Origin of the sequence: Celeribacter sp. (assembly GCF_048259695.1) — a bacterium.
Classification (GTDB): domain Bacteria; phylum Pseudomonadota; class Alphaproteobacteria; order Rhodobacterales; family Rhodobacteraceae; genus Celeribacter.
In genome coordinates this window covers 91,276-110,950 of record NZ_JBLXHL010000006.1, presented here as the reverse complement: position 1 = coordinate 110,950, position 19,675 = coordinate 91,276, and the positions used below count along the sequence as shown (strand labels likewise).

The following is a 19,675-nucleotide window of genomic DNA, read 5'->3' as shown; positions in this document are numbered from 1 at the left end:
GTTTGCGCCCGCGCACCTCGCCCCCCCCGTGAGCGGGCCGATATGAGGCAAGATCGTTTTCACTGTCTGTTTGAGGGGGGGCGCAAATGTTTCAACGCGTCCACGTGCCGCGACAGGCCCTGTGCCAACGGAAACAGGCACGCCTGTAGCGCGTGGTATATATCTGGTTTGCCCGCAAAAATAGTACTTGTCACGGTTCCTGCGCTGTCAATTTCGGGAAACCATCCGCCGTGGGTGTGGTCGATAAAGTTGTCATGCGCAAAGACCCATAATTTGCGATACCAGATTTCATCCTCTTCACGGCGTTCGAGTTTAATAAGGGCCGCGATTGCGCCAATGGCTTCGGTTACAGGCCACCAAAAGCGTGCGCAGACGTCAACCTCACCGCCAGATTTAAGCGTGTATGCCAAACCGCCATCCGGCAGCCACGCATCGTGCAAAGCGCGCTCGATCAGGCGCCGTGCCTTGCGTGGCGCATCGGTTGGCGGACGGCCTTTTAAATCCCAATACTGTAACAACAACCGGCCCAGTTCAAATGAATGCCCGGGTGTCGTGCCCGAGGGGCGGAACATCGGATCCCCCGCATATTCCCGATCAATGTCCCAGTTTTCAGTATAGTGTTCGGGCAAACGCCAATCGTTCTGCGGCGCGATTTTGTCTATGAAAAACTCAAAGATACGGCCCGCACGATCCAGGTATACATCGTCTCCTGTTGCTTCATAAGCCGCCATAAGAGCTTCAGTTGCGTGCATGTTTGCGTTCATGCCCCGATATGTCGAAAACGGCGTCCAGTCGCGATTGCGCTCGTCACAAAACAGCCCCCTGTCCTCTTCCCAGAACTGCCGGTCCAGAACCCTGCTTATAGTGTCGAGCAGGGCATCGGCGTCGGGATGGCCGGCCTGCTTTGCGCTTGCCGCAGCCAAAAGAACAAACACATGCCCATAAGCAAGCTTGCGGTCGTCGACGATGTCACCCGCGTCAAGCGCCCAAATATAGCCGCCAAAAACCGGGTCGTGGTGATGGTCCGACAAATAGGCCATGCCCTGTTCAATCATCCGGTCCGCGTCAGGGTATCCCATGATTTTGGCAAGTGCATACGAATGAACCAACCGCGTTGTTGTATGTAATTCCTGCGTATTGCTGACGCGCGGGATGCCTAGATGGTCAAGCGTTTTGAATCCGGCACCGGCGTGCAGGCTATGTGCGAAACATTCAAATTGCTTATCCGCCTGCTGTGCAAGCCAGGTGCGATGCTGTGCATGATCGAGCCAAAAGCCTGAATAGTTCAGCGGACCGGGATAGGATCGTGTCGTCATTTTATGTCCTGTCACACTTATTCGGCAAGCGGCGAGAGATAGCGGGCGCCACGCCCGGGAAGTAACGCACGCGCGGCATGCATGATCGCATTCGCGTCCAATCCGTGCAGGTGGTAAATGTCTTCGACCGTCCCCGCCTGACCGAAGTGCTCGACGCCGAGCGATTTTGTGCGGTGTCCCGTGACGCCGCCCAACCAACTTAGCCCTGCGGGATGACCATCGGTAATTGTAACCAGACCTGCGTCGCGTGACGTCAGCGCGAGCAGAGCCTCGACATGTGACTGCGCCGTCGTATCGCCCCGTTGCCGTGCGCGCTCTGCCGCTTGCCACCCCGCATTAAGTCGGTCCGATGACGTGACCGCAAGAACGGCAATGTCACGCATATCCTCGGCCAATAGTCCCGCCGCCGAAATGGCTTCGGGGGCGACGACACCCGTATAGGCGATGATGACGCTTGTGGCGGCGGTGGGGGGACGAAGCCAATACCCGCCCGCAATGATATCTTTCGCCAAGGGCTCCGTCATTTGGCGTTCGGGTTGGTCGTGCGGCAACGTCGACAATCGCAAATAGAGCGATCCGCCTTTTTCATCGCGCAACCAGTTTTTTTCGGTCTGCTGCGATGCGCCGTCACGCTGCATATAGCCAAACCCCCAACGCATGATCACATCCAGTTCATCCGCAAAGGCGGGTTCGAATGTGGCCAACCCGTCTTGTGCCATACCGATGAGCGGCGTCGATATGGACTGGTGCGCACCGCCCTCATGGCTCAGCGTAACACCGGATGGCGTGGCCGCGAGCATGAACCGCGCGTCTTGATAACACGCGTAGTTCAAGGCATCGAGGCCCCGACATATGAACGGGTCATAGACCGTTCCAACCGGCAAAAGGCGTTGTCCGAAAAGAGAATGTGACAGGCCAAGCGCGCCCAGAAATGTGAACAGATTATTCTCGGCGATGCCCAATTCGACATGCCGCCCCGCTGTGTGGCGCTGCCATTTTTGGGTCGAGGGGATTGCCTCGTCCCGAAACACATCGGGTTGGTCCGTTTTCGCGAACAGACCCGTTTTGTTGATCCACGGGCCAAGGTTTGTGGAAACCGACACATCAGGTGATGTTGTCACAATCCGTTCCGCCAACTCCGGAGCCTCTGCCGCAATCGCCGCCAATATCTGTCCGAAGGCCTCTTGTGTCGACGCATTGGGTTTAATGCGCGGCGTGAACGGTTCGGACACGGAAACAGTCGGTGCATTCAACCGCCGCCGACCACGCGCATTAAACCGGTTGGCGTCAAGAAAATCGCGCATCTCGGAGTCGGGGATCGTGATGCCCGCAAAGGGCGCCCATTCCTCGCCGTCCCGAATGCCCATGTCCCTACGCAGCCCTTCGATTTGGGGGGCAGTCATAATACCGGCATGGTTGTCCTTGTGACCTGCAAGCGGCAGCCCGTGCCCCTTAACCGTATAGCAAATGAAACACACAGGGCGGTCGTGACGGATAGCATTCATGGTTTGCGCCATCAAAGCCGCGTCATGCCCCGCCAGATTACTCATCAGTTGGGCAAGTGAAGCATCGTCATGGTCGGCAACAAGCGCCAATGCCTCGTTGTCGCCTGCAAAATCTGCTTCCAGTCTGGCGCGCCATGCGGCTCCGCCCTTGAACGTCAGTGCGGAATACAGCCCGTTGTCACAGCCATCGATCCAGGCGCGCAATTGCACACCGCCCGGTTTTTCAAACGCGGCCTGCATCAGCGAGCCATATTTAAGTTCAACGACATCCCAACCACAGGCCACGAAAATGTCGCGGAACCGTGCGTTCAGACCTTGGGTCACAACCCCGTCAAGTGACTGGCGGTTATAGTCGATCACCCACCAACAATTGCGCAAATCATGCTTGGCCCCCTCAAGAAGCGCCTCGTAGATATTGCCTTCGTCCAGTTCCGCGTCCCCGACAAGGGCGATCATCCGCCCCTTGGGGGGTTCCAACCAACCATGAGCGGAAAGGTAATCTTGTGTCATGCTTGCAAAGGCGGTCATCGCCACGCCCATGCCAACCGACCCCGTCGAGAAATCTACGTCATCGTGATCCTTTGTGCGCGACGGGTAGGGCTGCGCCCCGCCAAATCCGCGGAAATCCTGCAGTTGCTGAAGCGACTGGTTGCCCAACAGGTATTGGATGGCATGGAACACAGGACTAGCGTGCGGTTTGACGGCCACGCGGTCTTCCGGTCGCAGCACATCAAAATAGAGCGCGTTCAGAATTGCATTCATCGAGGCAGACGATGCCTGATGACCGCCCACTTTGATACGCCCCTTCTCGCGGATGTTATTCGCATTGTGGATCATCCACGAGGACAACCAAAGGGTCTTTGCCTCAAGGGCGCGGCGGATTTCACAGTTGCGTGTCATATCAGACCCCGATTGTCGTGGTTTGGCGCAATGCGACGCCGTCGGATGAAAAGACATGGGCATTCTCGGCCTGAATACGCAACCCCAACCGATCGCCGGCTTTCGCGGGAATGTTGCCGTGTTTGCGCACCAGAAGCGGGCCAAGACCGTCAACTTTGACGTAGATATTGGTATCGGATCCCAGATGTTCGACCACATCCGCAGTGCCGGTTAAATGGCCGGCATTTATATCCACGACATCGATATGCTCGGGGCGAATGCCCATCTCTACGGCACGTTCCGTGTCACCAACATGCGGCAGCGCGATAGTGACGCCATCAGCGGTCGTGACCGCATTGACGCCCCCCGTAACCGGCACGACGTTCATGGTTGGCGATCCGATAAACTGGGCCACAAATTTGTTGGCGGGCCTTTCGTATAATTCGAGCGGGCTGCCAATCTGTTGGATGTCACCACCGTTGAGCACAACAATCCGGTCGGCAAGCGTCAAGGCCTCGACCTGATCGTGGGTGACATAGATCATCGTCGCACCCAGTTTTTGGTGAAGCCGCGCAATTTCGAGGCGCATCTCGACACGCAACGACGCATCCAGATTGGACAGGGGTTCGTCAAACAGAAAGGCCTGCGGATCGCGGATAATCGCACGGCCCATTGCAACACGTTGGCGTTGTCCGCCCGACAGTGCCTTTGGCAGGCGTTCGGTCAGTGCGGTCAGGCCAAGTGTGTCGGCAGCCTGTTTGACAAGGGACATCCGTTCACGGGGCGGCGCCTTGCGGATTTCCATCGAAAATCCCATGTTTCGTGCCACATCCATGTGCGGATAAAGGGCGTAGGATTGAAAAACCATCGCGATATCACGGTCACGCGGCCGCACATCGTTCATGCGCTCCCCGCCGATCAAGAAGTCGCCTTGGGAAATGGGTTCCAACCCTGCAATCATCCGCAACAGTGTTGATTTGCCGCATCCGGACGGCCCGACAAGCACGATGAATTCACCGTCTTTAATGTCGAGGTTGATATCGCGCAGCACCTCGACAGAGCCATAGCGCTTCACAACGTCTTTGAGTTCGATACCAGCCATTTTGGCCCCCTATCCTTTAACTGCGCCGGACGTCAGCCCTTGCACCAGATAACGTTGAATGAAGATGAAAAAGAGACAGCTCGGAATGAGCGCCAACACACCTGCCGCCATCATTTGCCCCCAGTCGACCGAAAACTTTGACACAAAGGTCAACAGGCCCACCGGGAATGTCATGGCCTCGTTTTTGGAAATAAGCATGAGCGCAAAGAGCAATTCCGACCACGCTGCCGTGAACACAAACCCGAGCGTGGCCCCGAGCCCGGGCAAGGTAAGCGGGAAGATCACCTTGCGCAGCGCCTGAAACCGCGAGCAGCCGTCCATCATTGCCGCCTCTTCCAGATCCTTGGGGATACCGTCAAAAAATGACTGCATCAGGAACGTGGCAAAGGGGATATTGAACGCGGTGTAGACGACGATCAGTGACGTCAACGAATTGAGCATCCCCATCGACGAGACGATTTTGTAAATCGGTGCGATAATCATCAGCAGCGGAAACATCTGGGTGATCAGCATGATTGCCACGATGATTTTCTTGCCACGAAATGCAAACCGCGAGAATGCATACCCTGCCCCCGCAGCGATCAAGGTTGTCACCGCTGCAGTTCCCAAAGAAACATAAAGAGAGTTTCCGAAGTAAGACAGAAAGTCCGTGTGGAACAGGACTGTGCGGAAATTGTCGAGCGTCAACGCAGATGGCCATAGGTTGGTGCCTTCGGAAAAAATCAATTGATCCGGCGTGATTGCAATTTTCAGCAACCAATACAGCGGGAACAATGCAAAGGTCAGATAGCCAAGCAAGGCCGCGTATTTTCCAACGGTCCTGTACGGGTGGGCGCGTGTTCGTGTCATAATGATACCCTAAATCTTGACCAGCTTTTTGCGGATCCACAGCAAAACAACGGCGTAAATCAACAAGATACCCAACAAGGCGACAGCAATCGCCGACGCATAGCCAAAATCCAGTTTGCGAAAGGCCGTGGTGAATATGTAAGAGCTGACGATCTGGGTTGAATTCGCAGGTCCGCCACCTGTCATCACATAAATGAGGTCCGCAAAGTTCGCGATCCAGATCGTGCGTAGCATCACGGTAATGGCAATCATCGGGGCGAGAAATGGCAGTGTGATTTTGGTGAAAACCTGCCATGCGGACGCGCCGTCGATTTCAGCCGCTTCGTACATATCGCTCGGAATGGACTGTAATGCGGCCAATAGCGTGATGGCAAAGAACGGGACGCCAAACCAGATATTGGCAACAATCGGCCCCCACATCGCAAGGTCGGGGTCGCCCATGATGTTGTAGGGTTCTGACAATATCCCGAGGCTTGCCATCCAATGCGGGAGCGGTCCGATCACGGGATTGAAAAGCCACGCCCACGTCAGTGCGGACAAGAATGTCGGGACAGCCCAGGGCAGAAAAACCAGTGCCTGAAACAGTTTCTTGCCGTAAAAACGTGTGGTCAGGAGCATTGCAAGTCCCAAACCCAGTAGAAACTGGAAGCTGATTGACCAGAAGGTCCACCAAAACGTGTTTTCGAGAGCGAGCCAGAATTTACGATCAGACCAGAGGTCTTGATAGTTTTCGAAACCAACCCAACCGGTGTCGAACGGCTTGAGTAGCTCAATGGACTGAAATGAATACGAAATGCCGATAATCAGCGGGATCATCAGGACCGTGCCGATCAGGAAAATGGCCGGTGACAGATAGAGGTAAGGCTCGACCAAATACTGCCAATAGAGCGAGCGTCGTGCCCGGGTTGCCCCGGGCATAACGGTTTTGGGAGTGCGGGCGATCACTGTTTTGCCTGCCATTTTGCGTATTCGCCGGTCAGAAATTCAGCCCATTCGTCGGCGATATCTTGTGCGGAGCGCTGTCCGAGCAAGGCTTCCTGACTTGTTTCAAGCAAGGTCGTGCTGGCAAAATACCCCCACTGCTCAAGATATGTCGGCATTGTTGTCGGAACATATTGCGCGCCATTCAACGTATCGAACCAACCTTTGAACTGCTCGGTCTGGAAGAAGGGATCCCGGTCTGCGCCCTCATGAATGGGAATGACACCAACGCGTTGTGCCCAGATGGAGTTCGATTCAGGTGACGACAATGCAGCAATCAGGTCGAAAGATTCGGCTTCATGCTCGGTTGATTTGAATATGGACCATCCGGAGAACCCGATCGTTGGGAACGCCTTGCCCGACGGGCCAACAGGCATCGGGATGACCGCAAAGTCTTCGGCGGGCATGCGTTCGGCAATCGCAATCAGCGCGTCCGGATCCTGATCGAGGAATGCGCAGTTGCCCGAGTAGAAACCGGCAACAATTTCGTTAAAGCCCCAGTTGACACTGTCGCGCGGCGCACTGCCGTCCTGATAGAGGTCGATCATGAACTGAATGCCCTCAACAGACCCCGGCTCGTTCATGCGGCTGACCCCGTCTTCGGTGAAGAACGCGTTGGTGCCGTTCATCGCCGCACCGAACATGATCCATCCGTTTGTGCCGCCCGGGCCACCGCGCAGGCAATACCCCGATTTCCCGTCAAGTTTGGACACAGCTGCCGCAGCCGCCTTGAACTCTTCCATTGTCGCAGGCGGGGTGTCGATACCGGCTTGCGCGAGGAGCTTTTTATTGTAGAACATCGCGCGCAAATAGAACCCGTACGGGATCATATAAAGGTCGCCGGCCTGACTGCCCATTGCGATCGTTTTGTCGGTCAGCGTATCGCCATGCTCCCACTGTGCAACGTGATCCGTGAGGCTCGCCAGTTGACCGGACCCCGCATAAAGCGCCTGCCATGTGTCGGGCATTTCCACCACGTCCGGCACATCGCCACCGGCAACCATCGTCGCCAGTTTTTCAAACGCCTGACCCCAAGGTAGGCTTACAATCTCGACGGTCACGCCGGGGTTATCGGCCTCGTATTGATCCACAAGACCTTGCAAAACGACCGTGCGCTCGGGGCTGGTGATCACTTCGACCAGCTTAAGCGTTGTATCGGCATAAGACGCGCTTGCCATCATCATGGCCGCGGCACTCAAGCCTGTTAAAAGTTTCTTCATTTTCGTCTTCCTCCGTTGAAATTAAACTGAAGCGTCTTTTCCCTTTTCAGGTCGCGCTTTGGCTCAAGGCGGACATGAAATCCGCCCAAAGGTCTTCTGCATCTTCCAACCCGAGGCTCAAACGAACCAGATTGGGCGAGACGCCAAATGCTTGCATCGAGTTTTTCTCACCGGCCTGAGCGAGCCCGACGCGAGCGGGTAGGATCAGACTTTCAAAACCGCCCCAGCTCACGCCCAGTCGGAAATGTTGAACTGCATCGCAGAATTTCGGGATGTCGACACTGTCGTCAAACTCGATGGACATAAGCCCGCTGCGCCCCGTCAGGCCAGGCACGTCGTTTGCGCCCGGGCTGTTGATTTTTGTGACCTGCGCCAGTGTGGCCAAGCGGTCGACAAACAGGTTGGCGGTTGCCTGATGTTGCATCATGCGGGCACTTAGCGTGCGCAGACCACGGGTCAGAAGGAAGGCTTCAAACGGTGCAAGTTTTGCCCCCAAAAGCGACAGGGTCAGATCACGGATGCGGGCGATATGGGCCTGGGAGGAGACCACGACGCCCGCAACCGTATCCGAATGGCCCGAAATATATTTCGAGGCCGAGTGGATCACGATATCGATGCCGAGCGTTAGCGGACGCTGAAAGACGGGGCTTGCCCAGGAGTTGTCGATCATCGTGAGCGTGCCGTGCCGTTTGGCAAATTGCGCAACCTTGATCAGGTTTAGCGGGGTAAAAACGACCGAACTCGGGCTTTCCAGAAAGGCAATTGTCACGCCCGCCAAAAGGTCCTCATTGGTCTCGAATTCTGCAGCCGAGTGGTAGCTGATCTCGACGCCGAAAGGCCGCAAAAGACGTTCCATCAACCGGTAGCTATCGGGATACACATGTTCGATACAGGCAATGCGATCGCCCGGTTTGAGGAATGCGAGCAGGGTTGATGAAATCGCGGCAATTCCTGATGCAAATCCCACGGCGGCTTCGCCGTGCTCCGCCTTTGCCATGAGCCCCTCAAATGCGGCGACGGTCGGGTTTTGAATCCGTGTGTAGATGGCCCGGTTGGAGCGCCCGGCCATGCGATCTTCGAAATCTTTGTAGCTGTCAAACGAGAAGAGCGATGTTTGTACGATTGGCGGCGTGATCGCCCCGTTTGCATCGGAGAAAACAGCGGCCATTAATGTGGAAATCTGTTGGTCTTCAGTCATGATTGCTCTTTCATTACTTCGCGCACCTCGGTTTCGACCATGTCCATAATTTGCTCCATATACGCGATTGCGATTTTGACCTCGCCAGCAACGATTGCCTTGGCAAGCGGCAGGTGTAACGGGATCGTCGCCTGCCCCAGATGCGCCCGCCCAAAGGGCGCTTCGTAGATGGCATTGAACCCTTCCTGAATTTGCCGGATCAATTGCTCGAACAGCGGGTTTCCGGACGCCTCATAAATTGCGATGTGAAAACGGTGGTCCGCCCTGCGCCAGTCTTCGCCGGCCTCATAGGACGCCATAAGCTCTGCTGCGCGCGCCAGAATGATACGGCCCTGTTGTGCGGTCACGTTCCGGCACGCGACCCTGACAACTTCAATTTCAAGGGGGCGGCGCACGGCGTGGGTCCGCAACAGGCTCTCGGCCTCCAGTTTCAGCGTCAAAGGCATGTGGAGATCATTGGACGAGACCTCTGCGGCAAGACGCGTTCCAGCTTTCTTGTTGCGCGTCACAATGCCCATATTTTGCCATGCGATAAGCGCCTCGCGGACTTTCGACCGTCCAACGTTCAGTTTTTTCGCAATCTCGATCTCCGGCGGAAGCCGGTCACCAATGCCAAGGCCCGCCCGCTCGATCATGAGTGTCAGCGCCTCAAGCACATCCCGACCGTTTTCCAACGCGACAAGGTGTTCGAGAATTTCGGAGTTTTCGAAATCCACAGGTTTGATTTTTAAAGCGGGGACTTTTTGCACGCGTGATCTTTCCAAATGGTGATTTCCTAAACGCTACGATTAATGTCTGACATAATCAACATAATGTAGGACATAAAATTCGGAGTGAAAACAAGCCCCTGAGAAAACCGCCCCGTAAAACCGGACCATGTCGAGATGGGAATAACGGGATCAGTGCCAAGACCGGACTTTTGATTCTACCCGCCACACGCCCCAAGCGGAGCACCCGGACAGACGGGGCCGGACCGGATATCCGTCGCACCGCCCGATCCGGCGGGACGCGCCCGCCCCTGTTCGAAACCGTGCGACCACAGCCCCGCAATCACATTGGCCCACGGATTGATTGCTGATCCGGCCAACCGCGGACGGGGCATTTGGCTTGCCGGACTGGACCCGTACGACCCACCGCTTTGGCGGAATGCGCCGCCACGAAAAGGTCGCAACGGCGTTTGCGGCAACACGCGGAGTGAGGACGGTGTCACAGCCCAAGACGGCCGCGCCCCACAGGACCGACCTTGGCCCAAACGAAAAAGGCCACCCGCGCGGGTGGCCTTTTCCAATTCTGCGATCCAGTCGGACCCGAAGCGATTAACGCTTGGAGAACTGGAAGGAACGACGTGCTTTGCGACGACCGAATTTCTTACGCTCGACAACGCGGCTGTCGCGTGTGATGAAGCCTGCGGCTTTCAAAGCGCCACGCAGTTCGGGGTTGTAAAGCTGAAGCGCTTTGGAGATGCCGTGCTTGACCGCGCCGGCCTGACCGGAGAGGCCACCACCTTTGACAGTTGCAACAACGTCAAACTCGCCTTCAACGCCGGCAACCTGCGAAGGCTGCTTGACGATCAGCTGGAGCACGGGACGGGCGAAATACACGCTCATCTCTTTGCCGTTGACGGTGACCTTGCCGGAGCCCGGCTTGATCCAAACGCGGGCAACCGCATCTTTACGTTTACCGGTCGCATAGGAGCGGCCCAGTTCGTCACGTACGGGTTCACGGGGGGCTGCAACTTCGATTGTTGCCTCGCCACCGGCGACGGCGTTCAGCTCGTCGAGGGATTTGATTTCATCAACCATGATTATGCGCTCCGAGTGTTTTTCTTGTTCATGGACTTAACGTCCAGTACTTCGGGCTTTTGGGCCTCATGAGGATGCTCGGTGCCTGCATAGACGCGCAGGTTAGTCATCACCTGGCGCGACAGCTTGTTGCCCGGAAGCATACGCTGAACGGCCTTGGTCACGAGACGCTCGGGGTGTTTCCCCTCGAGGATCTGACCGGCTGTGCGCTGTTTGATGCCGCCCGGATAGCCGGTGTGCCAGTAGTGGATTTTGTCGGTGCGTTTTTTGCCCGTCATCTGCACTTTGTCAGCGTTGATGATGATCACGTTGTCGCCCATGTCGACAGACGGTGTGAACGTGGCTTTGTGCTTGCCGCGCAAACGCATGGCGACGATAGACGCAAGACGACCAAGAACAACGCCTTCAGCGTCGATGATGATCCATTTCTTGTCCACGTCCGCCGGGGTAGCGGTAAAAGTCTTCATGTCAGTTGCCCTTTGGGGTCGATAATTCAGATTGGGGTGTTCTATAGGTTTCACACGCACAGTCAAGCGCGGCAAAGCCATAATAACACAGCAAAAACAAAGCGTTGTGAAATAGGTATCATTATACCCCAAATCACACCCCCCTTTTTGCACCGCATTGCGCTCTATCAAGCACTCCGGCGCAAAATCGGCTACACTCACGCCACATATCCCCGACGGAGCCGCCCATGACCCTACGCACACGGTTCACCGACCACCTCAAACAGATCGTTTATGGCGGCAATGACGGTATTGTCACCACCTTTGCCATCGTCGCGGGGTTTGCGGGCGCCGAATCCCAAGGCACAGCGCAGATCGGCGCCTTGGCCGTGTTGCTGTTTGGTCTGGCCAACCTGTTTGCCGATGCCACCTCGATGGGGCTTGGTGAATTCCTGTCGGCCCGTGCCGCCCGCGACATGATCAAGCGCCGCCGCGCCACACTGGCCCGCGATCCGTCGGCGCAGGTCGATGCGCTCGCCGCACACCTCAAATCGCGCGGGCTGTCTTCCCTTGACGCGACCACGATGGCGTCCCTGACGGCCAGGTCCCCCGACCTGATGGCGGAACTGACCCTGAGTCAGGTCGACGGCATCGAGGATCCGGGGCAAGGGCCGCTATGGCCCCGCGCCCTTGTGACCTTTGTGGCGTTTGTGGTGTTCGGGGCCATTCCGCTCCTGCCCTACCTGATCGGGATTCCCGTAGAGACACAGACCCGCGCCGCCGTATTTGCCACCTTCAGCGCGCTGATCCTGTTGGGGCTGTTGCGCCATACGGCCACACGGGCGGGCCTTGTGCGCTGTGTCGGCGAGACGGTAACGCTTGGCGGATTATGCGCGTTTGTCGCCTACGGGGTCGGCCTCATTGTGGCGGGTTAAGGGCGCTACGGGGCGCGGCCACCTTTCTGGTATACCAATGTATACAGGACTTCCCCCCGCCCCGTCTTTACGCTATATACACCCCCAAGAGATACGCATCGCCCAGACCTATAGGAGCGCGACCCGATGACAAAGATCAAGGTAGACAACCCCATCGTCGAAATGGATGGCGACGAGATGACCCGCATCATGTGGGCGTTCATCAAAGAGAAACTGATCCTGCCGTACCTCGACCTCGACCTGCTCTATTACGATCTGGGGATTGAATCGCGCGACGAAACCAATGACCAGATCACCATTGATGCCGCCGAAAAGACCAAAGAGGTCGGCGTGGCCGTCAAATGTGCGACCATCACCCCCGACGAGGCCCGCGTCGAGGAATTCAACCTCAAAAAGATGTGGCGCAGCCCCAACGGGACGATCCGCAACATCATCGGCGGGACGATTTTCCGCCAACCGATCATCTGTAAAAACGTGCCGCGCCTTGTGCCCGGATGGACCAAACCGATCGTGGTGGGGCGTCATGCCTACGGCGACCAATACAAAGCCTCCGATTTCACATTCCCCTCTGCGGGCAAATTGACGATGAAATTCGAGGGCGCGGATGGCACCATCATTGAGCGCGAGGTGTTCGACGCCCCCTCCGCCGGTGTGTATCAGGCGATGTATAACCTCGACGACAGCATCCGCGACTTTGCCCGCTCGTCGCTGATGTATGGTCTCAACCTCGGGTGGCCCGTTTACCTGTCGACCAAAAACACCATCCTCAAGGCCTATGACGGCCGGTTCAAAGATATCTTTGAAGAGATCTATGAGGCCGAGTTTGCCCAGAAATACAAAGAGGCGGGCATCTGGTACGAACACCGTCTGATCGACGATATGGTCGCCTGTGCGCTCAAATGGTCGGGCGGATTTGTCTGGGCCTGTAAAAACTATGACGGCGATGTGCAATCCGACACCGTGGCACAGGGTTTTGGCTCGCTTGGCATGATGACCTCGCAATTGTTGACGCCGGACGGAAAGATCGTCGAGGCCGAAGCGGCCCACGGCACCGTGACGCGCCACTACCGCCAACACCAGGCGGGCGAAGCCACATCGACCAACTCCATCGCCTCGATCTACGCATGGACCGGTGGCCTCAAACACCGCGCCAAACTGGACAGCAACGAACAGTTGATGCGCTTTGCCACCACATTGGAAAAGGTGATCGTCGACACGGTCGAGAGCGGCCACATGACCAAAGACCTCGCCCTGCTCGTCGGCCCCGATCAAAGCTGGCTCACCACGATGGGCTTTCTCGAAAAGCTCGACGAGAACCTCAACAAGGCGCTCGTGGGGTAACGCCGCGGTTTCACGACCGGACCGGCACAAGAGCAGAGCCACACAAGAACAGACCAAAGGCCACCCCGATGCGGGTGGCCTTTTCGTTTGAACCTGCGCGGCCAAGCCCGCTATACACGGCCCGACGCGATCCAATCCGGAGCGTCCGTTGACCCACACACAGGAACACCAAAGACATGACATACACGCGCTTTATCGTTTATTTAACTGCACTTACCCTCACAACCTCTCCCGCTGTGGCGCATTTGCCGGCGGGCGAGCACGGCTCCTTGCTTGCGGGGGCGTCCCATCCGCTGTTCGGGTTGGACCACGTCATCGCCATGTTGGCGGTCGGGGTCTGGGCGCTGCAAATCGGCGGGCGCGGCATTTGGGCGGTGCCTGCGGGGTTTGTCGGCGCCATGACCCTTGGCTACATCGGCGCGGGTCTGGGCGCCCCGCTGCCTCTGGTCGAGCCGATGATCCTTGCCTCCTCCATCGTGTTCGGGATTGTGGTGCTACTCGCGCTGCGCCCCGCCGTGGGGAGCGGCATCGCTGTCGCGGCGTTTTTCGGACTCTTCCACGGCCACGCCCACGGGGCCGAGCTCGGGGATGCGCAGGCGCTGACCTTCGGGATCGGCTTTATCACCGTCACCGCCGCCCTGCACGCCCTCGGCATTGTCATGGCGCAATTCATGGCCCGCGCCCATCCGCTTGCCCCGCGTTTTCTCGGTGCGATCAGCGCCGCCCTTGGCCTGTCGCTCGTGCTGTCATAAACGCCTGACATCCACGCCCCCTGCGTCCCTGATACGAAAACCTCACGTCACGGACGCAGGGACCGCTAGACAGGTCAGCAATGCTGCCCTAAGATAGCGCCATGCCCTCACCCATCCCCCTCCCCGTAGATCCACCCAAACACACCGCACTCGAGGACCTGCAAGGGTTCTCGATCAGCCTTGTGACAACCGCCATCGGCCTGAGCTTTATCACGCAACTGGGGTTCATCACGGGGCAAACCGCAGGTCTGGCCCTTGTGATTTCCTACCTCACCGAATGGTCGTTTTCGTGGGTATTCTGGCTCATCAACATCCCGTTCTATGCCCTTGCCTGGTTCCAAATGGGGCGTGAGTTTACATTGAAATCAATTGCTTGCGTCACGATCCTCTCGCTTTTGATGGAGATCGTTCCAAACTGGATGCAGTTTTCACACCTCAATCCGCTGTTTGGCATCGTGGCCTTTGGCGTGCTCACAGGCTACGGCCTCCTTGGCACCTTTCGCCACAAAGGCTCGCTCGGGGGCCTGGGTGTGGTGGCACTTTATGCCCAGGACCGGTTCGGCATCCGCGCAGGGATTGTCCAACTCGGTTTTGACGCGCTCTTGTTTGGTGTCGCCTTTTTCCTCTTTGCCCCAGAGCGTGTGCTCTATTCGCTTCTCGGCGCGCTGATCCTCAACGGGGTGATCGCGTTCAACCACCGCCGCGACCGCTATATCGCCAACTGATCCCCCCATATCGCCAACGCCCCCTCACCCCCCCCCTTGCCTTTTGCCGCGTTTCGGTATCCAAGACCCTCATGCAAACAAAAGATCAAAAAGCCGAAAACCACACCCTGTTCGAAGATGCCCAAGGGTTCATCTTTGGCACTGCCATGTGCGCCTTTGCCGTGGTGATGCTGCGCGACATGGGGTTTATCACCGGTCAGACCGCCGGCCTCGCCCTGCTCGTCTCTTATGTACTCGAGGCGCCGTTCGGGTGGGTGTTCTTTGCTGTCAACCTGCCGTTCTACTGGTTTGGCTACAAACGCATGGGGATGAAATTCGTCCTCAAGACCTTTGTCTGCGTGGCGCTGATCTCCGCCTTTTCCGAACTGTTCCCGCATCTGGTCTCGTTCGAGCAGGTCGATCCGGTGTTCGGCGCGGTGATGATCGGCTTTTTGCAAGGCGCAGGGCTTATGGCCATTTTCCGCCACGGCGGATCGCTCGGCGGGATCGGCATTCTGGCGCTCTACCTGCAGGACGCGACCAAACTCAAAGCGGGCTATGTGCAACTCGGTTTTGACGCCGTGCTGTTCAGTGTCGCGGCGCTTCTCTTGCCGCTGTCACAGGTCGGATACTCGCTTTTGGGCGCTGTGATCCTCAACCTTGTGATCGCCATCAACCACCGCCGCGACCGCTATATCGCCATGTAAAACACCGCCGCCGCCACCGCGATACGCCCGCGCGCTTTTAACGTCTTGCGCCATAATCTATCGTATCACGGGTCCGAACCGCACAATTCCACCGGTACACCCGCGCATCGCCGCGTCTGTACCTTTTCTTCTGGCCTTTTGGCGCGGCACGGGTTACGGGCTGCGCAAACGAGTTACGCACGGATATAAACCCAATGGATCTTCGCAATATTGCTATCATCGCTCACGTTGACCACGGCAAGACGACGCTTGTGGACGAGCTTCTCAAACAATCCGGCACCTACCGTGCCAACCAGGCCACCACCGAGCGGGCTATGGACAGCAACGATCTGGAGCGTGAGCGCGGGATTACCATCCTCGCCAAAGCCACCTCTGTGGAATACAAAGGCCACCGCATCAACATCGTGGACACGCCCGGTCACGCCGATTTCGGTGGCGAAGTTGAACGCATCCTGTCGATGGTTGACGGTGTTGTCCTGTTGGTCGACGCCGCCGAAGGTCCGATGCCCCAAACCAAATTCGTGACCTCGAAAGCGCTCGCCCTTGGCCTGCGCCCGATCGTTGTGCTCAACAAAGTCGACAAACCCGACGCCGAACCCGACCGTGCGCTTGACGAGTGTTTCGACCTCTTCGCCTCGCTCGACGCCGACGACGATCAACTCGACTTCCCACACCTGTACGCCTCCGGCCGTAACGGGTGGTGTGATACCGAGCTGAACGGCCCGCGCAAGAACCTCGACGCGCTGTTCAACCTCATCGTGAACCACGTCCCCGCCCCCAAGCAGCTCAAGAAACAGAACGAGCCGTTCACCATGCTCGCCACCACACTCGGTGCCGACCCGTTTCTGGGGCGCTTGCTCACGGGCCGCGTTGAAACCGGCACGTTGAAAACAGGTGCGACCATTCAGGCGCTGACCCGCAACGGCCAAAAGATCGAGCAGTTTCAGGTCAAGAAGATTCAGGCCTTCCGTGGTCTGGCGATGCAAGACATCAACGAGGCCATCGCGGGCGACATCGTGTCCGTTGCGGGCATGTCCAAAGCCACCGTGTCCGACACGCTGTGTGCGCTTGAAATCGAAACGCCGCTCGAGGCGCAGCCGATTGACCCGCCAACCATCACCGTGACCTTTGGCATCAACGACAGCCCGCTTGCCGGTCGTGACGGCAAAAAGGTACAGTCGCGCGTTATCCGTGACCGCCTGATGAAAGAAGCCGAAGTCAACGTGGCGATCAAAGTCACCGACACCCCCGGTGGCGAAGCCTTCGAGGTTGCCGGTCGTGGCGAGCTTCAGATGGGTGTGTTGATCGAGAACATGCGCCGCGAAGGGTTCGAATTGTCGATCTCCCGCCCACAGGTTCTGATCCGCGAAATCGACGGCGTGAAAATGGAGCCGATCGAGGAAGTCACCATTGACGTGGATGACGAATACTCCGGCGCCGTGATCGAAAAAATTACCGGCACCCGTAAGGGGGATCTGGCCGAGATGCGCCAGCAAAACGGCAAGACGCGCATCATTGCACACGTCCCCTCGCGTGGCCTCATCGGCTACCACGGTGAATTCCTCACCGATACGCGCGGCACCGGCGTTCTCAACCGCGTGTTCCACGAATGGGCACCGCACAAAGGGCACATCCCCGGCCGTCGTCAGGGCGTTCTGATCTCCATGGATGCGGGCAAGGCCGTGTCCTACGCGCTTTGGAAACTCGAGGATCGCGGCCACTTCTTTATCGGGGCGCAGGAAGATGTCTACCAAGGCATGGTGATCGGCGAACACACCCGTGAAAACGATCTCGAAGTGAACCCGCTCAAAGGCAAGCAGCTCACCAACGTGCGCGCCTCCGGCACCGATGACGCCGTGCGTCTGACCACACCCGTGACGCTGACCCTTGAACAGGCGATTGCCTATATCGACGACGACGAGTTGGTCGAAGTGACGCCAAACGCGATCCGTTTGCGCAAACGCTACCTCGACCCGCACGAGCGCAAACGTCAGGCCCGCTCCGCACAGTAAGCGGCACAACACCACAGATAGAAAAGGCGGCTCCCATATCGGGGCCGCCTTTTTTGTATCGTATTTTCTTCAAGTGGCGCTTTGCCGTTTACGGTCACACGGGATCGTGGGCCCGCTCCAACAGCGCCCAATCGAACACAACCCCCGTCCCCGCCGTATCCGCCGCCACCGCACGATGGTTTTCGACCACCAAAGGCCGTGTGGTGTAACGATCAATCGGGAAAGAATGCACCTCGATCCACCCCGCGTTGGGTTGCGCACTGACAAGACCCACATGCAACTCCTGCATCCCGTGCGAACAGACCGGAATGCCGCGCTCCGCCGCCGCCCGCGCCACGGCCAACCACCCCGTAATGCCACCGCAATTGGAGGCATCGGGTTGGATGTAGCCGAGTTGCGACTGGTCGAATGCACGGTGGAACTCGTGGATGGTGTGGAGGTTTTCCCCCATGGCCAGGGGCACCGATGTGGCCTGCGCAATCTCCCCATAGCCCGCGAAATCATCGGGGTCGATCGGTTCCTCGAACCACGTAATATCAAAGGGTTCCATCGCTCTGGACAGGGCAATCGCCGCCGCCGTCGAGAGCGAATAATTGGCATCGACCATGAATGTCACATCGGGACCGATGGCGTCACGCACCGCCTTGATCCGGGCGATATCCTCGTCATGGGAGCGACCGAGTTTGATCTTTACCCCGTCAAATCCCCGCGCCACATACCCCTTGACGCTCTCGACCAATCTGGCCTCGCTATACCCCAGATCGATGCCGCCGCAATAGGCCCGACAGGTGCGATCCGCCCCGCCCGCCATTTGCCACAGCGGCCTGTCCTCGCGTTTGCCACGCAGGTCCCACAGCGCAATATCAAGCGCGGAAATGGCAAAGGACGCAATGCCGCCACGGGCCACGTAATGGACGTGCCACTGCATTGCCTCGTTGAGCGCCTCGACCGCCCCCGCGTCCTGTCCCGTCAGCCAACCGGCAAAATCATGGGTCAACATGGCCAGAACCGCCTGACCGCCCTTGCCACCCGTATAGGTGTACCCCGTCCCCGACAGGCCATCCCCGGTGAAAATCGTGACCGTGATCAGCTCGAAATGCGTATGGTCGCCGTGTTTGGCATCCACCAACACCTCGTCCAACGGAATGCGAAACAGCCGTGGCTCAACGCGCGTAATAATGGACATGTTTGATCCTCCCGTCCGCAGTCAAATCATCAAAAACCGTAACGTTCCGGACACGTTCGACCGGTTAGTCCGTCGTTTCGACAATCACCAAATCGCGCTCGGAGCTGTCCTTTGCAAAGGCCAGAGCCTCTTGGTATTCCGGCGAGGCATAGCACGCCTGCGCGGCCGCAACACTGGCAAACCGGATCACGACATTGCGGGGACGGTCACGGCCCTCAAGCTGCACATAGGCACCGCCACGGGCAATAAACTCGCCGCCATGCAACGCAATCGCCGGACCGGCAAGCTTGGCGTATTTGCCGTATTCTTCGTCGTTTGTCACCGTTACGTGGGTGATCCAGAGTGCCGCCATGAGAGGCTTCCTTTCATCGATGAATGGGGTGGGGATCACATCCCCACAGACAAACACGCCGCAGGGACGCGTTACTCGGTCTTGAACAATTCAGGCACATCCGGCCCGTTCACCACCACGACATTGCGCGTCGCGGACCGCATCGCAAGTGGCAGTATCTCCTGATACGCATCGGACATGTAACAGGCATCGGCACTGGCCTCGTCGGGAAAGACCACGATGGAATGGCGCTTGGGACCGTTGCCTTCGACATAGCGGCCCCGCACGCCGCCCACCAGAACGCGGGCGCCGTGCTGAACCATTAGCTCTTCGGCGCGTTCGGCATAGCGGCGATAGGTCTCGATATCACGCACATCCGCATGGGCGACAATATAGTAGGCCATTGGAC

At 57.8% G+C, this 19,675-nt stretch carries 20 protein-coding genes; 6 read left to right on the top strand and 14 right to left on the bottom strand.

All coding sequences use genetic code 11. From position 1 onward, the window contains the following. Positions 1–59 precede the first annotated feature (59 nt). From ACN0Q0_RS12465 to rplM, 11 genes are all read right to left on the bottom strand, one after another. Positions 60–1,316, bottom strand: a complete 1,257-nt coding sequence (locus tag ACN0Q0_RS12465) for an AGE family epimerase/isomerase (protein WP_417243727.1) — start codon at positions 1,314–1,316, stop codon at positions 60–62. A gap of 17 nt (positions 1,317–1,333) precedes the next feature. Beyond that, positions 1,334–3,721, bottom strand: a complete 2,388-nt coding sequence (locus ACN0Q0_RS12460; protein ID WP_417243726.1) for a transketolase-like TK C-terminal-containing protein — start codon at positions 3,719–3,721, stop codon at positions 1,334–1,336. A 1-nt stretch (position 3,722) separates the two neighbouring features. Beyond that, positions 3,723–4,802, bottom strand: a complete 1,080-nt coding sequence (locus tag ACN0Q0_RS12455; protein ID WP_417243725.1) for an ABC transporter ATP-binding protein — start codon at positions 4,800–4,802, stop codon at positions 3,723–3,725. A gap of 9 nt (positions 4,803–4,811) precedes the next feature. Then, positions 4,812–5,651 carry a carbohydrate ABC transporter permease gene (locus tag ACN0Q0_RS12450; RefSeq protein WP_417243724.1) on the bottom strand — a complete coding sequence of 280 codons (840 nt, stop codon included), beginning with the start codon at positions 5,649–5,651 and terminating at the stop codon, positions 4,812–4,814. 9 nt (positions 5,652–5,660) lie between these two features. Beyond that, complete coding sequence (locus ACN0Q0_RS12445) at positions 5,661–6,611, bottom strand: carbohydrate ABC transporter permease (RefSeq protein ID WP_417243723.1); 951 nt, start codon at positions 6,609–6,611, stop codon at positions 5,661–5,663. Then, positions 6,593–7,852, bottom strand: a complete 1,260-nt coding sequence (locus ACN0Q0_RS12440; protein ID WP_417243722.1) for an ABC transporter substrate-binding protein — start codon at positions 7,850–7,852, stop codon at positions 6,593–6,595. The genes ACN0Q0_RS12445 and ACN0Q0_RS12440 overlap by 19 nt, the downstream gene beginning before the upstream one ends. Before the next feature lie 46 nt (positions 7,853–7,898). Continuing rightward, positions 7,899–9,050 carry an aminotransferase class I/II-fold pyridoxal phosphate-dependent enzyme gene (locus tag ACN0Q0_RS12435; RefSeq protein WP_417243721.1) on the bottom strand — a complete coding sequence of 384 codons (1,152 nt, stop codon included), beginning with the start codon at positions 9,048–9,050 and terminating at the stop codon, positions 7,899–7,901. Beyond that, positions 9,047–9,799: a FadR/GntR family transcriptional regulator gene (locus tag ACN0Q0_RS12430; protein ID WP_417243720.1), complete on the bottom strand. Its 753-nt coding sequence runs from the start codon at positions 9,797–9,799 to the stop codon at positions 9,047–9,049. The genes ACN0Q0_RS12435 and ACN0Q0_RS12430 overlap by 4 nt, the downstream gene beginning before the upstream one ends. Positions 9,800–9,975: 176 nt before the next feature. Continuing rightward, on the bottom strand, positions 9,976–10,152 hold the full coding sequence (locus tag ACN0Q0_RS12425; protein ID WP_417243719.1) for a hypothetical protein: 177 nt from the start codon (positions 10,150–10,152) through the stop codon (positions 9,976–9,978). Positions 10,153–10,366: 214 nt separating this feature from the next. After that, a complete protein-coding gene (gene rpsI / locus ACN0Q0_RS12420; RefSeq protein WP_417243718.1) occupies positions 10,367–10,852 on the bottom strand; it encodes a 30S ribosomal protein S9 in 486 nt (161 codons plus the stop codon). Positions 10,853–10,854: 2 nt separating this feature from the next. After that, positions 10,855–11,319 (bottom strand): 50S ribosomal protein L13, encoded by a 465-nt coding sequence (gene rplM, locus ACN0Q0_RS12415; protein ID WP_417243717.1) that lies wholly within the window; start codon positions 11,317–11,319, stop codon positions 10,855–10,857. A 227-nt stretch (positions 11,320–11,546) separates the two neighbouring features. Between rplM and ACN0Q0_RS12410 the strand changes: the two genes are divergently transcribed. From ACN0Q0_RS12410 to typA, 6 genes are all read left to right on the top strand, one after another. Next, complete coding sequence (locus ACN0Q0_RS12410) at positions 11,547–12,233, top strand: VIT1/CCC1 transporter family protein (protein ID WP_417243716.1); 687 nt, start codon at positions 11,547–11,549, stop codon at positions 12,231–12,233. 126 nt (positions 12,234–12,359) lie between these two features. Continuing rightward, entirely contained in the window at positions 12,360–13,574 is a 1,215-nt protein-coding gene (locus ACN0Q0_RS12405) for an NADP-dependent isocitrate dehydrogenase (RefSeq protein ID WP_417243715.1), read from the top strand. 176 nt (positions 13,575–13,750) lie between these two features. Next, a complete protein-coding gene (locus ACN0Q0_RS12400) occupies positions 13,751–14,326 on the top strand; it encodes a HupE/UreJ family protein (RefSeq protein ID WP_417243714.1) in 576 nt (191 codons plus the stop codon). A 101-nt stretch (positions 14,327–14,427) separates the two neighbouring features. Then, positions 14,428–15,051 carry a YitT family protein gene (locus tag ACN0Q0_RS12395; RefSeq protein WP_417243713.1) on the top strand — a complete coding sequence of 208 codons (624 nt, stop codon included), beginning with the start codon at positions 14,428–14,430 and terminating at the stop codon, positions 15,049–15,051. A 71-nt stretch (positions 15,052–15,122) separates the two neighbouring features. Next, positions 15,123–15,737 (top strand): YitT family protein, encoded by a 615-nt coding sequence (locus ACN0Q0_RS12390; RefSeq protein WP_417243712.1) that lies wholly within the window; start codon positions 15,123–15,125, stop codon positions 15,735–15,737. A 194-nt stretch (positions 15,738–15,931) separates the two neighbouring features. Further along, complete coding sequence (typA, locus tag ACN0Q0_RS12385; RefSeq protein ID WP_417243711.1) at positions 15,932–17,749, top strand: translational GTPase TypA; 1,818 nt, start codon at positions 15,932–15,934, stop codon at positions 17,747–17,749. Between the two features lie 94 nt (positions 17,750–17,843). Here typA and ACN0Q0_RS12380 read toward each other — a convergent pair whose 3' ends face one another. The 3 genes from ACN0Q0_RS12380 to ACN0Q0_RS12370 all read right to left on the bottom strand — a co-directional run bounded on the left by ACN0Q0_RS12380 (position 17,844) and on the right by ACN0Q0_RS12370 (position 19,670). After that, positions 17,844–18,935 (bottom strand): mandelate racemase/muconate lactonizing enzyme family protein, encoded by a 1,092-nt coding sequence (locus ACN0Q0_RS12380; RefSeq protein WP_417243710.1) that lies wholly within the window; start codon positions 18,933–18,935, stop codon positions 17,844–17,846. A gap of 64 nt (positions 18,936–18,999) precedes the next feature. Then, positions 19,000–19,287: a DUF1330 domain-containing protein gene (locus ACN0Q0_RS12375; RefSeq protein WP_417243709.1), complete on the bottom strand. Its 288-nt coding sequence runs from the start codon at positions 19,285–19,287 to the stop codon at positions 19,000–19,002. Positions 19,288–19,358: 71 nt separating this feature from the next. Continuing rightward, entirely contained in the window at positions 19,359–19,670 is a 312-nt protein-coding gene (locus ACN0Q0_RS12370) for a DUF1330 domain-containing protein (RefSeq protein ID WP_417243708.1), read from the bottom strand. Between the last annotated feature and the right edge of the window lie 5 nt (positions 19,671–19,675).

Coding starts and splice junctions, on each gene's coding strand:
- ACN0Q0_RS12465 (WP_417243727.1), bottom strand. CDS start 1,316: ATGACGACACGATCCTATCCCGGTCCGCTGAACTATTCAGGCTTTTGG.
- ACN0Q0_RS12460 (WP_417243726.1), bottom strand. CDS start 3,721: ATGACACGCAACTGTGAAATCCGCCGCGCCCTTGAGGCAAAGACCCTT.
- ACN0Q0_RS12455 (WP_417243725.1), bottom strand. CDS start 4,802: ATGGCTGGTATCGAACTCAAAGACGTTGTGAAGCGCTATGGCTCTGTC.
- ACN0Q0_RS12450 (WP_417243724.1), bottom strand. CDS start 5,651: ATGACACGAACACGCGCCCACCCGTACAGGACCGTTGGAAAATACGCG.
- ACN0Q0_RS12445 (WP_417243723.1), bottom strand. CDS start 6,611: ATGGCAGGCAAAACAGTGATCGCCCGCACTCCCAAAACCGTTATGCCC.
- ACN0Q0_RS12440 (WP_417243722.1), bottom strand. CDS start 7,852: ATGAAGAAACTTTTAACAGGCTTGAGTGCCGCGGCCATGATGATGGCA.
- ACN0Q0_RS12435 (WP_417243721.1), bottom strand. CDS start 9,050: ATGACTGAAGACCAACAGATTTCCACATTAATGGCCGCTGTTTTCTCC.
- ACN0Q0_RS12425 (WP_417243719.1), bottom strand. CDS start 10,152: ATGCCCCGTCCGCGGTTGGCCGGATCAGCAATCAATCCGTGGGCCAAT.
- rpsI (WP_417243718.1), bottom strand. CDS start 10,852: ATGGTTGATGAAATCAAATCCCTCGACGAGCTGAACGCCGTCGCCGGT.
- rplM (WP_417243717.1), bottom strand. CDS start 11,319: ATGAAGACTTTTACCGCTACCCCGGCGGACGTGGACAAGAAATGGATC.
- ACN0Q0_RS12410 (WP_417243716.1), top strand. CDS start 11,547: ATGACCCTACGCACACGGTTCACCGACCACCTCAAACAGATCGTTTAT.
- ACN0Q0_RS12405 (WP_417243715.1), top strand. CDS start 12,360: ATGACAAAGATCAAGGTAGACAACCCCATCGTCGAAATGGATGGCGAC.
- ACN0Q0_RS12400 (WP_417243714.1), top strand. CDS start 13,751: ATGACATACACGCGCTTTATCGTTTATTTAACTGCACTTACCCTCACA.
- ACN0Q0_RS12395 (WP_417243713.1), top strand. CDS start 14,428: ATGCCCTCACCCATCCCCCTCCCCGTAGATCCACCCAAACACACCGCA.
- ACN0Q0_RS12390 (WP_417243712.1), top strand. CDS start 15,123: ATGCAAACAAAAGATCAAAAAGCCGAAAACCACACCCTGTTCGAAGAT.
- typA (WP_417243711.1), top strand. CDS start 15,932: ATGGATCTTCGCAATATTGCTATCATCGCTCACGTTGACCACGGCAAG.
- ACN0Q0_RS12380 (WP_417243710.1), bottom strand. CDS start 18,935: ATGTCCATTATTACGCGCGTTGAGCCACGGCTGTTTCGCATTCCGTTG.
- ACN0Q0_RS12375 (WP_417243709.1), bottom strand. CDS start 19,287: ATGGCGGCACTCTGGATCACCCACGTAACGGTGACAAACGACGAAGAA.
- ACN0Q0_RS12370 (WP_417243708.1), bottom strand. CDS start 19,670: ATGGCCTACTATATTGTCGCCCATGCGGATGTGCGTGATATCGAGACC.